General features: G+C 62.2%; 9 protein-coding genes. 2 read left to right on the top strand and 7 right to left on the bottom strand.

Annotated features, from left to right (window positions below):
- Positions 1-133 precede the first annotated feature (133 nt).
- Positions 134-1,933 (top strand): glycoside hydrolase family 15 protein, encoded by a 1,800-nt coding sequence (locus ACVWWJ_RS09750; protein WP_456967624.1) that lies wholly within the window; start codon positions 134-136, stop codon positions 1,931-1,933.
- On the opposite strand, the gene ACVWWJ_RS09745 is transcribed toward ACVWWJ_RS09750, so the two are convergent.
- The 5 genes from ACVWWJ_RS09745 to ACVWWJ_RS09725 all read right to left on the bottom strand — a co-directional run bounded on the left by ACVWWJ_RS09745 (position 1,930) and on the right by ACVWWJ_RS09725 (position 9,281).
- Positions 1,930-2,337: a response regulator gene (locus tag ACVWWJ_RS09745; protein WP_456967623.1), complete on the bottom strand. Its 408-nt coding sequence runs from the start codon at positions 2,335-2,337 to the stop codon at positions 1,930-1,932. The genes ACVWWJ_RS09750 and ACVWWJ_RS09745 overlap by 4 nt on opposite strands.
- Positions 2,334-5,486: a CheR family methyltransferase gene (locus ACVWWJ_RS09740; RefSeq protein ID WP_456967622.1), complete on the bottom strand. Its 3,153-nt coding sequence runs from the start codon at positions 5,484-5,486 to the stop codon at positions 2,334-2,336. Before ACVWWJ_RS09740 ends, ACVWWJ_RS09745 begins: the two co-directional genes overlap by 4 nt.
- 167 nt (positions 5,487-5,653) lie before the next feature.
- Positions 5,654-6,571 carry an MBL fold metallo-hydrolase gene (locus tag ACVWWJ_RS09735; RefSeq protein ID WP_456967621.1) on the bottom strand — a complete coding sequence of 306 codons (918 nt, stop codon included), beginning with the start codon at positions 6,569-6,571 and terminating at the stop codon, positions 5,654-5,656.
- A gap of 120 nt (positions 6,572-6,691) precedes the next feature.
- Entirely contained in the window at positions 6,692-7,942 is a 1,251-nt protein-coding gene (locus tag ACVWWJ_RS09730; protein ID WP_456967620.1) for an ABC transporter permease, read from the bottom strand.
- A gap of 10 nt (positions 7,943-7,952) precedes the next feature.
- Positions 7,953-9,281, bottom strand: coding sequence for an ABC transporter permease (locus ACVWWJ_RS09725; RefSeq protein ID WP_456967619.1), 1,329 nt, complete (start codon positions 9,279-9,281; stop codon positions 7,953-7,955).
- A 301-nt stretch (positions 9,282-9,582) separates the two neighbouring features.
- On the opposite strand from ACVWWJ_RS09725, the gene ACVWWJ_RS09720 reads away from it, so the two are divergent.
- Positions 9,583-9,885 carry a hypothetical protein gene (locus tag ACVWWJ_RS09720; RefSeq protein ID WP_456967618.1) on the top strand — a complete coding sequence of 101 codons (303 nt, stop codon included), beginning with the start codon at positions 9,583-9,585 and terminating at the stop codon, positions 9,883-9,885.
- Here the strand turns inward: ACVWWJ_RS09720 and ACVWWJ_RS09715 are convergent.
- Together ACVWWJ_RS09715 and ACVWWJ_RS09710 are read right to left on the bottom strand one after the other, a co-directional pair.
- Positions 9,875-10,489, bottom strand: a complete 615-nt coding sequence (locus ACVWWJ_RS09715; RefSeq protein WP_456967617.1) for an energy transducer TonB — start codon at positions 10,487-10,489, stop codon at positions 9,875-9,877. The genes ACVWWJ_RS09720 and ACVWWJ_RS09715 overlap by 11 nt on opposite strands.
- 228 nt (positions 10,490-10,717) lie before the next feature.
- The gene (locus ACVWWJ_RS09710; RefSeq protein WP_456967616.1) at positions 10,718-12,709 is read right to left on the bottom strand and encodes an SPFH domain-containing protein; all 1,992 of its coding nucleotides are present in this window, start codon (positions 12,707-12,709) and stop codon (positions 10,718-10,720) included.
- Positions 12,710-12,825 lie beyond the last annotated feature (116 nt).

Below are 12,825 nucleotides of genomic sequence, written 5' to 3'. Positions count from 1 at the left end.
GAGGCAGACTCCGCAGCAAAGGATTGTCTGACGATGCCGCGACCGCCGTAACGGATGTGTGCCCAAGAGGTGCAGGTATGCACACGTCTGCTCCACGAGCGCTTTGGTCGACTGCTGTTTTGAGGGCCGCCTAATGCCGCCGCAATTCAATGCCACCCGACGCCACGACGGGTTCCTGCCCATCGAAGCCTATGGCGTGTTGGGTGATGGCCGCACCATCGCCCTGTCCGGTGGCGACGGCAGCATCGACTGGTGGTGCGTCCCCAATATGGATTCCCCTCCTCTGTTCGACCGGATCCTCGACCCTGACGACGGCGGCTTCTTTGCCATCGAGCCCGTCGGTCCTTTCGCTGTCGAGCGTCGTTATCGGGCCGGCAGCAACGTCCTCGAAACCGATTTCCAGACGGCCGGCGGTACCGCGCGCCTCACCGAGTCACTCAATAGCGGAAGCGCCGGGCGTCTCCCTTGGGAGGAACTCGCGCGACGCATCGAAGGCGTCGAGGGATCGGTGACCTTCCAGGTGCGGTTTCGTCCAGGGCGCCAGGCCGGGAAGGTGAATCCCTATCTGACGGAGTCGGGGCAGCAGCGAGTTTTCCACGCTGGCCGGGTACTTGGCGTTTTCCTGTGCAGCAGCGGTCTCGACATCGACAGGGAAGACGACCTCGGCCTTCGGGGTCACCTTACCGTGAGCACGGGGGAAAGGGAGGTCCTGGCGATCGTAGCGGGACAGGACGAGCCGTTGGTCGTTCCAACCATTGCCGAGATAGACCGGCGCATCGATCTTTCCGACGAAGAGTGGAAGCACTGGTCCTCAACGGTTCGCTTCGACGGTGAACAGCGTTGCCTCCTCGTGCGCCACGCACTCGCCCTGAAGCTTCTGCTGTATTCCCCAACGGGTGCGATTGCCGCAGCGGGGACGACCTCCCTGCCCGCACTCATTGGCGGCACGCGCAACTTCGACTATCGCTACGCCTGGGTGCGGGACGCCGGATACACCATCAAGGCATTCCTGCGCATCGGCGCCGAAGCCGAAGCGAAAGCCGCCTTCACATGGCTGCTCAAGCGACTGCGCGACAGCGACGGCGACCTTTTCTACCGGCTCGACGGCGGCAACCCGGCAGAGGTAGAAAGCATCGACGTGCCGGGCTACCGGAACTCAAGGCCGGTCGTCATCGGGAACCAGGCCACCCATCAGCATCAGCACGGGGTGTACGGCGACATCTTCGAAACCGCCGCGCGGTTCGTCGCAGGGGGCAACATCCTGGACGCCGAAAGCGAAGGTGTCCTTTCGCGTCTCGCCGATCAATGCGCAGACAGCTGGCGACGAAAGGACGCCGGTATCTGGGAGCTCGAAACACCGCAGCACTACACGATGTCAAAGGTGAGTGCCTGGCAGGCACTGGCCCGTGCCGTTGAGCTTGCCGATGCCGGGCATCTTCCGACCACTTGCCGCGATCGCTGGGCCAGGGAGCGAGACCGCATCGCCGCGTGGGTGGAGGAACACTGCTGGTCCGCGGAAAAGGACGCGTTCGTTTTTTACCCGGGAAGCAGCCAGCTCGATGCCTCGCTCGCTCTTGCCGTGCGCTTCGGTTTCGACGGAAAGGAGCGACTGAAACGTACGCTCACCGCCATCGACCGGGAGCTCGGCGAAGGACCCTTCCACTTCCGCTACACGGATGCTCGAGGTGCCGAGGGGTGTTTCGTGGCGTGCACCTTCTGGGTTGCCGAGGCGTGGCACCTGCTCGGTGAAACCGAACGCGCCAACGCGACGATGCAAGCGGCATTCGCCGCACTTGCCGGCGGCCCGGGCACGCTGGCCGAAATGGTCGACCCAGAGACGCATGCGTGGCTAGGCAACGTGCCGCAAGGACTGAGTCACCTTGCAGCCGTGCACGCGATGATTACGCTTTCTCAGCCTGGGCCACTTCCCTAACTGCGTGCTGGGTGTGATCCAGTGACCGCCGCCGGAACAAACGCAGCAAGTAGCGCGGCGAGCAACGCGTTCTTATTGAACGGCTTCGTGCAGATCGCATGGTGCCGGTAGGCTTCATCGACACCGCCCGCGTCATATCCTGTAGCGAATACGATGCCGATCTGACGATCAATCAGCACGTCTGCGATGGGATAAGAAACGATTCCGTGGAGATTGATATCCAGTACGGCGGCATCGATGCGCTGGCTGGTGTCCATGGCGACCCACAGCGCCTCTTGAGCCAGACCATGAGGTCCTATGACCGTGGCGCCGGCGCTCTCCAGCAACTCGACGAGCACCTCGGCAATGAGATAGTCGTCCTCGACCACCAGGATGGTTTTGTCATGAAGGACTCTCTCGGTCATGTCGTCGTCTCCACGTGGGAAGCCTGACCCCCATTCAAGGAACGAAGTGGCAGGTCAATGTGGCAGGTCACGCCGTCGGGCCGGAAGGTCAGTGTGGTTTGAGCCCGAAGGGTAAAGCTGAGCGCACGTTCCAGAAGCTCGCGGCCGAAGCCTCGGTGTTGGGGCCGATCGTCGATCGAGACGCCGCTTTCGACCCAGTCGAAGACAAGATGGTCCGCGCCCTGGCCATCGGGCTGCACCTTCCAGGCGATATCCAGGCGCCCTTCACTCCCGGAATCCGCAAACGCGCCATGCTTCAACGCATTCGTCGTCAGCTCGTGCAGTGCCAAGGAGAAGGTTTGTACGGCATCGAAACCGAGCAACACCTCCGGCCCGGTGACATTGACGCTTTGCGACGGTATGCACAGGGCCTCCAGCTCGAGCCGGATGACGTCACGCAAGTCGATGGATTCGTCGAGGTGACCGCCGAGCAGGCCCTGGACCCTGCTGAGGGCATCCAGGCGTGACGAGAACTCACCGACCTCTGGCAACCGGCCGAGTGTCTTCTGCGCGGTGGATTGAATCAGCGTGAGCAGGTTGCGCGTGCGGTGTTGAAGTTCGGAAATCAGGACGCGCTGGCGCACTTCGGAGCGCGCGATCGTCGTGATGTCGAGGAAGGTGACAACGACACCACGGCTGGCAAGGTTACTGGTCTGGTAAGGCGCAACGCGAAGCAGGAACGTTCCTTTCCCATCGACCGTGGGAATACGGCGCTCAGCAGGTGTGCCACCACGGAATACATCCGCGATGTCCCTTCCCAGCTCGGCCACGTCGAGACGGCTGGTCAGGTCGGTGATGGGTCGTCCACTATCGGTGGCGCGAATACTGAAGACCTCGGATACCGCAGGCGTAAAGCTGCGGATGACAAGCTTGTCGTCGAGGAACACCGTCGCAACGTTGGTGCTTTCGAACAGGTTGGTAAGGTCACTGTTTGCCCGGTCCAGCGCATCGACCTTTCCGCCGAGCTCGACGTTGACGGTATGCAGTTCTTCATTGACAGACTGCAGTTCTTCCTTCGACGCTTCCAGCTCTTCGTTCGAGGATTGCAGTTCCTCGTTGACGGATACGAGCTCCTCATTGGAAGACTTGAGCTCTTCCATGGCGGTCTCGTATTCCTCGATGATCGATTGCAGGCGATCGCGAGTCTCGTGGAGCTCGCGCTCGACGGCCAGCGCCGCTCCATCCAGCGCCGCACGCCGCTCCTCACTTCCTTGCATCGTAACGACCGGGCCCTGGTCGATGAAAGAGACCAGGAAGAGCTGCTCGCCGACAGGACGCTCAGCCAGGGGCTCCGCACTGATGGTCACCGACTGGACCCGGTGGTCGTCCACATCCAGCGTCAAGCCTTGCCGACTGGCACCACGGCCGCTTTCAAAACACTCGCGCAGCAGAGCGCGCAGGTCGAGACGAAGCTCGCGGCGGGCCATGGTCAGCAGCTGCCGGGTCGGCGATCCCGCAGGGACTTCGAGATACTTCCCGGTCCGGCTGGAAAAGTAGACGACATCACCGTCACGATTGATGACGACATGCGCCGGAGCGAACTGTTCGAGGACCTGCTGATCCACGGCGTGCCGCAGCGCCAGTCCACTCAGTGGCGGTCGACGGGGTACCAGCGAGGCAACGCTCCCTTCCCGCAGTGCATGCGGAAGGGGCAACATCGGAAGACTGGCCGCAGCACTGTGACGACGCTGGAAGATGCGATGACGTTTTTCGACCGGCGCGAACAGGTCGCCGAACTGCGACACGTTTTCCGCCGTGCCCAGAAACAGGAAACCACCCGGCCGAAGCGCGTAATGGAACGTCGGAATGACCTGGCTCTGCACGTCCGAACCGAAGTAAATCAGCAGGTTGCGGCAGGAAACCAGATCGATTCGAGAAAACGGCGGGTCACGGATAACGCTGTGCGGTGAGAAGATGCATAGCTCACGCACTTCCTTGGACACAACGAAGGCGTCCGCGTCGGGAACGAAGAACCGCTTGCGACGCGCGAGCGAGACGCTCTCCAGCAACGGCGCGGGATATCGGCCTGCCCGCGCAACGGCAAGCGCGCGTTCGTCGATATCAGTGGCGAATATCTGGACGTCCGGTGCTTCGTCGACGGAGTCGAGATACTCCCGGAAAAGAATGCCCAGTGAATACACTTCCTCGCCCGTGGCACAGCCAGGCACCCAGACGCGTACGGGCTCTTTGGTCTCGCGCCCTTCGAAAAGGCGAGGAATGACCTGCGTCGCCAACGCCTCGAAGGCATCGGCATCGCGGAAAAAGTTAGTAACATTGATGAGCAGATCACGAAAAAGGGCAGCCACCTCCTGCATATCGCCACGCAGGCGATCGAGGTAGGCATCGACGGCGGGCACTTGCACGATATGCATCCGGCGCTGCACGCGGCGGACAAAGGTGCGCGTCTTGTAACCGCTGAAATCGTGGCCGACCTGTCCGCGAAGAATGTCGTAAATCACCGGGAGCGAGGAAATGATCGCGTTCTCGGTGCTCGTTACCCGCGCAGTGTCGCCTGAGCCTTCGCTGCCCCGCGCCACGTCCCTTGCCAGCTGAACCAGCTTCTCGCCGAGGTTTTCGGCGGGCAAGGCGAAGTCCACCAGACCGGAGAGAATCGCGGCGTCGGGCATGTCCGGATGCCTGGGGCCGAACCCGTCATGGATCTGCGCAAAGGTGAGACCGCCATATTCCTTGATCGCCTTCAGCCCGAGTGTCCCATCCGCGTTCCCGCCGGAAAGAATGACACCGGCGGCGCGCTCCGCCATGTCGACTGCCAACGTACCGAAGAAAACGTCGATAGGCTTCGCCTCGCGATGCCCTCCGACACGCATGCGAAGAATGCCGTCGTCAACACTGACGCTGGCATTCGACGGCACGACATAGACGGTGTTTCGCTCGATGGGTGTTCCATCGGCGACGACCTTCACTGCAAGCGGCGTGAAGCGGGTGATGACTTCGTGAAGAAGACTCTCCCGGTCCGGGCTGAGATGCGTGACGATGATAAACGCCGCGTCCGCATCCGACGGCACCCGCTTAAAGAAGCCTTCGATCGCCTCGACGCCGCCCGCTGACGCGCCAATGCCGGCGACGAGGAAGTTTTCGCGGGCGTTCATCAGCAACCCCCGCTAATGGCATCCGCACTTACGGGGGGCGGCAATACCCAGATCCCTGGAGGTGCCTGCATGATGACTCTCGAAGCTCGATACATCCCGTATCGTCATCGCCTGAAGCGACGGTGTCAATCACGTGTGGGCCGCACCCGCTTTGGCGCTATAGCCGCTCAGTAATCCCAATAGCCCGGCACCCAACGAAAAGCGTCTCCATTCGCTGCAACGCGGCCAACGGAGGGGAACGACAGATGTGTGGCCACCAGCAGCTCGCCGGTCGATGCCAGCTCGCGGAACAGGCGGAGCCGAACATTCACCGCTTCTTCGGGATCGTGTTCGAAACCGTTCTGCCATTCGGGGTGGTCGAAGGCGACCGGGAACAGGGCGTCGCCCGCGAAGGTCAGCGCCTCGTTTCCGGACGAGATACGAACGACACAGTGCCCGGGCGTATGACCACCCGTGCGACGCGCAATCACCCCGGGAGCCACCTGATGCTCTTCTTCGAACGTCACCAGCTTGCTGCCGTAGTCGGCGAGGAACTTCTTGGCGGTAACACGGAGCACATCCGGAATCGGCGATGGCATGACCGTGCGGGAGAAATCGGGCGATTCCCAGAACGCAACCTCGGATGCCGCGACATGGATGCGTACGTCAGGACGCAACTGCTCCTTGACGCCCTTGCCCAGAAGGCCGCCCACGTGATCCATGTGCAGATGCGTGAGCACCACGTCGGTAAGGGAAGCCAGCGCGATACCGGCGTCCTCCAGTCGCTTGACCAACTGCCCGGCGCGCGGAAAACCCTCGAACTCCCCGCCCAGACCGGAGTCGACGAGGATGGTCTGATCGCCGCTACGAATGACAACAACGTTTACCGCCCAATCGAACGACTCCGGCAGGAGCATGTTGTCCAGCCAGGCCGTCCGACCCGCTGGCTCGACGTTGGTGGACATCGTCGCGAATGGCAGCGGTAACACGCCATCGCTGATTACAAGGACGTCGATCTCTCCGATCTTCAGCGCGTAGCGCGAGGGGACCAGATCTTTGCTGGATGCTGCTTCAACGGTCTGCGGAATCGTGTGTACGGCGCTCATCTTCATCTCCTGCTAACCACGGCGTGGGAACCGATGTGGTCCCCATCCTAGGTTTCAGCAGGAATCGCCGGTAGGCATCGCAAGGGGCTCACGATGTTGCCGGTGACGCACCAATGGAACTCACGTCGTACGAATCGCGACCACGGGCGGCACTTTCGCCGCGTACGACGCCGGGCCCCACACAGCCAGCTGACCGAGCAGCCACAACGCCAGCGCGCCCATCACGGGCACGTACAGTGGCATCGCATCCAGTGGATACGTTTTCATCAACGCGATATTCGTCACGACAGCAAGCGCCACCCCGAGGGCCACGCCACCCGTGACAATCATGAAGTTCTCGGTGTGGAAATAACGCAGGATGTCGCCCGTCGTTGCGCCAAGGGCACGGCGAATGCCGATCTGCGTGCGCCGCTGGCTGACCCAGAAGCTGCTCAGGCCGACGATGCCGCCTGCCGTCGCCAGGAGAAGCAAGCCGCAGACGATGCTCAGCAATGTCGCGACGCTGCGATCGGGCGCGTAGGCGCGCTCGCGGGCTTCGGGCAGCGTGACGACCCCGTCTTTCGGGTCGATGACGCGCATGCTGCCGCGTTGATCCAATATCTTCAGGGCTGCCGCAATCACCGGCGCCATGGGTGTGGACTGGGTGCGTACCAGATAGACGACGCCCTCCGGATCCATAGACCGGCCCGGCAGCAGGATCGTGTTGTAGTCGAGGACCGCTGACGCCCTGAGAGGCGACTGCAGGCTGGCAACGATACCGATGATCGTCGTCGCCCCACCCGGTAGATAAACCGTCTTGCCGAGGGCCGAGCCATCGGGAAACAGTTTGTTGGCCAGGCTTCGGGTCACGATGATGGTCGGCGCTGCTGTCGGCGCTTCCGCGTTGAACGGGTTGATCTCGTCGGGCCGAAAGTTCCGCCCCTCTTGCACCGATACGCCGAACGTATCAAGCGCATGGTCGTCCGCGAGGTAAGCCACGCCGCGCGCTGTATTCGTGGCCTGGTCCTGTGTCAGCTTGAGGCCGGGCAGGATGACGCCATTGGCCCCCGCCAGCGGGTAGGTCTGGCTGGCGAAGGCATCGCGCACGCCCGATATCCCACGGAGGGCGGCGATGTCGGCCCGAATATCGGCGTCGATCTGGGCGGCATTCTGCCCGTTCCTCCAGCCATTGCGGATCGCGAAGATATGCGACTCGTCGGTGCCAGTAAGACGAGAAAAATGGACGACACGCGTCGCCACGATATACAGCGCGTTCGATGTCACAGCGAGGGTGAGCGCTACCTGCAGCACGATCAGCAAGGTGGCGACCTTGTGCCGACCCAACGCAGCAAGAATCGGGCGCAGCTGCATGAATGCCCTGGTCAGTGCCATATCGGGAACCTCAAGGATTGATCTTGATCTGCCAGGCGGGCTCGGTTTGCGCCGCCCGCCAGGTCGGATACAGGGCAGCTACCACCGTCGCCGCGATCGAAAGCAACACCGTCAGGCCGATAAGCGATGCATCGGCGTGCACAAGGCGCGCGATGCCCGGCTCGAACAGTCCGCCGATGCACCACAGGCCCAGCAAGGTCAGGGTCACGCCAAGGACGCCACCGGCCAGGCCGATGCCGGCGCCTTCCACCAGGAACTGCCGGTAGACCGAAGCACGCGATGCGCCGAGCGCCCGCCGAATGCCGATCTCCGGCGCCCGTCGCATGAAGCGGGCAAGCATGAGGCCGACGACATTGACCATGACGATGAGCAGGAAGCTGGCCGAGATCAGCATCGACAATGACGATGCCACGGGGGTGACGTGCTGGTAGTCCATCCATTCCATCAGGCCATGGAGGCCGACGTTGGGCGGCCAGCCAAAGCGGCCCGTACGTTGTTGCTCCAGCGAATAGCCTTGCAGGAACTCGCGGTAGCGCGAAACATCGGCCGCGGTCGGAAGCTCGACCCACGCGGCAATGCGGTTGCATTCGCTGTGCAGGTAGGCGTCCCAGTTATGGGTATCAACTTCCCCGGAAACGGCCCCGCACTGTGGAAACTTGATGTCCTTCTTCATGTCGATCGCACGCGTGAACGGGATATAGACATCTCCCGTATCATCGAACGGGCTGGCCGATCCCATCGTCACAATGTCGAAGAAGCGCGGCTTCGGATTCCAGGTATCGAGGACGCCGGCAATCTGGAACGCCTTGCCGTCGAGCCGGATACCCTGCCCCACGCTGTTGCGACCGCCGAACATCCTCTGGTTCAATGCCCGGCTTATCACCACCACCGAGGCATGCCGGTTGTCGTCGGCTGCGGACCAGCCGCTGCCGAACTGAAACGGCACGTCGAACATCGGGAAGAAGTCGGCTGTGATGGCGTCGCCCGCCATCGACAGCGCGGGAGCCGAACGCTCATTCGATTCCACGCCCCACCGCGTCGAATACACCAGGGCCTGTCGCTTCGCTTTACCGGCCTGCCATAGCGCGATCGCGTCGGCGTAGCTCAGCATCTCGGGCGGCTTGCCGTCGTCTGCATGCTCCGGCCCGGCATTATCGATCAACGGCGTATACAGCCGCGAGGATCGGGCCGGAATAGGGTCACTGGTCGTCGCGCGGAATACCGCATACGAGACCATGCACGTCGAAACACCGAAAGCCAGCAGTGCGACGACCAGCGCCGTGAGTGCCTTGCTTCGCCTGGTGCTGCGCAACGCCAGCGCAACGTAATGCCCCCACATATCGTCCCTTTATCCCCTTTCCTGAATGAGGCTGAGCAATATTAGTGCCAAACGGAAGGCGCGGTAGCTCCGCGCGCCTCGAGCAAAGGGCGCCCGCAGCCGTGTGTCCGCGGACACTTTACACAGGACACACCGGACACCTTGTGATCTACGCCGGCATGGGTGATAAGGTGCGCCACGCCACGTCCAGGGAATTGACAATGCGCCGCTATCTGCTGTCGTTCATTTCGAATACGACTGGAAACCCGACGGCGGCTTCGTCCGCTCACGTTTCGCCGATCGTTACCTGACCAAGCAGCAGGTGCAGGCTGGCGTCGACTGGCCGAAGGACGCGAAATTCGACGAGTACATCTCCGTCGGCGACCTCGATCAATGGGTGACCCGCTACCACGTACAGACGGTTACGCCAGCCGCCGAACTACTCGACCGCCTCGACGTGGGCGTCCGCAAGACCGGGCTGTGGAAAGCGGCTGGTCCACATCGCTGGAGCAGTCACCAGGAGAACCGCGACGTCACGCTGAGCTTCACCACGAAGCCAGGGGTTGATGCGTCACATTACGATCTCTCGATGGTTGTTGTAGCGGCTCCAGCGCCTAAACCTTGATCTGGTACGGCCCGAGGTAGAAGCCGATGCCAAGGAAGGCGAATGCGATGGCGACGACGAGCAGGTTTCGTTTCGCCAGTGACCAATGCGTGGCGACGAACAGCGGATACGTGAGCAACCACAGCGCGACCATGCCGGAAAGCCACAAGATCGATTTTCGCTTTGCCAGGACGACCGACCACCCGAAGGCGAATAGCCAGATGGCCGTCCCCAGAACACCAGCCGCCGAGCTCGCGATGGCGAGCCAGCTGACATGACGCACCGCGCCATCGACGGGCGCCTCCTGTAGTTGATAGCCGACGGGGATAACCACCCACCGGGCTTCCGGTACGCCGTTCCTGGTTGCGGGAGTAAACGTCCATTGGGCGACGCTTTGCCGAGCCGCGGCATCCAGCGACGCGTGTCCGCTGGACTTGTTGAGGGTCGTGCTCGAAACGTGCCCGTCCGCTTCTACTAGGGCCTTTACAGACGCAACACCTTGTTCCCCGGCGGCCACCGCCGAGGCTGGGTACTGGGTGGGCGAGGAAGCCACCGCGGGATCGGTCACCTTTTCGGTCGCCCGGGCGTGGCCACATGTGCAAACCGCTAGCAGCAGGAATGCCACTATCCACTGACGACTCATCGTTTATCTTCCTTTAAACGGTCAAATCGCTTTTTACCAAAGAAACGGCAGTGAGCGTTAGTCGTGCGCTTACCGCCTCGCGACCTCCGTCATCCGTCATCCGTCATCCGTCATCCGTCTTCCGTCTTCCGGCCCGGCTAGTCGCCTGGCCGTCTCTATAACGACGCCAGCCCCCTCTCGTCCTTTGACGAGAGGGGGCCATGGCTTACCTCACCCCTGCGAGCCCTGCAGCGCCTTGCCCTCGGACATCCCCGCATCGGCCCGCTCAGCCAACAACGAACTCGCCAACTGAATCAGTGACGACAACCCATTGCCGCCGGCGTCGCCGCCGCCCAGCGATATCTTCGGCACGATGGCAATGTGGCCATCGCGAATGGCGTCGGCAAACTGCGAACCCAGCGTGTTGATCAGCTGCAAGCGAGCACCCTCGCCCGTCAAAGCCGTCGACTTCGCCTCGATTGCTTCGGCCTCGGCCTTACCCACTGCGGCAATCGCCGAGGCACGGCCGTCACCTTCCGCGGTCAGGCGGCGACGTTCCGCATCCGCGTCGATGCCGATGACGTTCGCTCGCTTCGTGGCCTCCACGACGTTGGCGTCACCGACGTTCTTCTTGATCTCGATATGAATCACCGAATTGGTCAGCTCGGCCTGGATATCCGTCTTGGCACGCGCTTCACGCAGCGAACGCTCCTTCACCGCCGACTGCTCCTGCAGCTCGAAGGTAGCGACCTGTTCGATCGCGACCTGGCGATCGCGCAACTGGTTTAGCAGCGTATCGATGCGCGCACCGGACGGGTTGCCGGCGCTACCGTGCGGCGTACCGATCAGCACTTCCTGCAGTTCGAGGTTGTAGGCCGCAAAACGCTCCATCATCTCCACGCTCGCCAGCTGCTGGATATCCGCGCGGTTCTGGATCAGCTGGATCAGGGTTTTCGTCTGGCCGATGTTCTTGAAGTAGGCACTGACCATCGGGTCCAGCGTCTGGTCGACCAGGCGCTTGATGTCGCCGAAGCGCTGTACCACCAGCGGCGCCTTGCGGTAGTCGATGTGCACCACTACGGACAGCGGCAGGAGCGGCTCGAACGCGTCCTTGGTGATCAACGAGACCTCGGAGAGGTTCTCGTCGAACTTGTGCACATTGGTTACCTCCGGCGTCCACTTCAGGATGAAGTTGGTCGTCGGCACGAGCTGGATCTTGCCCGCATACAGGTTGAACGCATACTTACCGGGCAGCAGCGGCTCCTTCCAGACACCGCGGCACGCGCTGTCGACCAGCTCACCGTGGGAGTAACCCTCGCCCGAGCGGTCGGCACCGGCCTTGCCGATATAAGAGACCACCACGCCGACGAAGCCGACCGGCACGACCGTCTTGGGGATGAAGTCCACCGTCGCGAACAGGCGATTGATGTAATACGTACCTTCCACCAACACCTGGTGCTGACGGCCGCGGTTACCACCGGCACGCAGGAAGGCGTCGATGTTCTGGAAGTTGTTGTGGAAGGTGGCCTTGTCGGTCGTGTCCTGGCCGACGCGCGGCGCAACGATTTCATCCGGCGGGAGCACCGGGCCATCGTGCACCGTCACCACACCCAGCATATCGTTGGCCGTGTCGTCCGCGTCAGCCGAAGCTTTTTCGCGACGCCCACCGATGATCACCGGCGAGAAGCCGCCACGCTCCTTCAACACACTGCCCATATGGTCGATCGTGCCGCGTTCCTCTTCGGACAGCAGCAGGCCGTGCACGCGCGACGCCGTGATAATGGCGAACTGGGCGACGTTGAACGCATACGTACCTTCGCGAAGGATCGTGCGCTGCGGTCCCTTCTGGCCACCGGCACGCAAGAAGACGGAGACATCCTCGATACCTTCCGCAATGGTGCGGCCGAGCGCCTGGCCTTCCTCGAGGTCGTGGCCGTCACGTGCAAACACGTAGCCGATCTCACCCTGCGGGATGGTCACGAGGTCCACCTTGTGCACGCGATACTGGAAGGGCGCGAAGTAATGCAGACCACCACGCAGCACGGTCGGCTGGTAACCCACTTCACCATTGAGCGCGATCAGTCCACGACTGACCGAGGGAGCACCCCATAACCGTTCGACCACGCCCACGCGGTCGTTGGGGATGTAGACAATGACATTGGAAATAGCGACGAGCACGATCAGTACGACAACGGCGACTGCGATAGCAATAAGCCAGGTCATGGCTGAATGTCCTTGAAGGTAGAAAGGCCCGGCATGTGCCGGGGGAATAACGCGGTACATCTGAAAAACAGGCGACACGAAACACAGCGCAAGCGGCGGCCGCCACTACGCGAGTA

The organism is Luteibacter sp. HA06, from assembly GCF_054061215.1.
Note: the sequence above shows the minus strand (reverse complement) of the source record. Positions and strands in the feature narration are given on the sequence as shown.

Excerpts from the sequence above, each read along its gene's own strand:
- ACVWWJ_RS09750 (WP_456967624.1), top strand. The coding sequence starts at position 134 with ATGCCGCCGCAATTCAATGCCACCCGACGCCACGACGGGTTCCTGCCC.
- ACVWWJ_RS09745 (WP_456967623.1), bottom strand. The coding sequence starts at position 2,337 with ATGACCGAGAGAGTCCTTCATGACAAAACCATCCTGGTGGTCGAGGAC.
- ACVWWJ_RS09740 (WP_456967622.1), bottom strand. The coding sequence starts at position 5,486 with ATGAACGCCCGCGAAAACTTCCTCGTCGCCGGCATTGGCGCGTCAGCG.
- ACVWWJ_RS09735 (WP_456967621.1), bottom strand. The coding sequence starts at position 6,571 with ATGAGCGCCGTACACACGATTCCGCAGACCGTTGAAGCAGCATCCAGC.
- ACVWWJ_RS09730 (WP_456967620.1), bottom strand. The coding sequence starts at position 7,942 with ATGGCACTGACCAGGGCATTCATGCAGCTGCGCCCGATTCTTGCTGCG.
- ACVWWJ_RS09725 (WP_456967619.1), bottom strand. The coding sequence starts at position 9,281 with ATGTGGGGGCATTACGTTGCGCTGGCGTTGCGCAGCACCAGGCGAAGC.
- ACVWWJ_RS09710 (WP_456967616.1), bottom strand. The coding sequence starts at position 12,709 with ATGACCTGGCTTATTGCTATCGCAGTCGCCGTTGTCGTACTGATCGTG.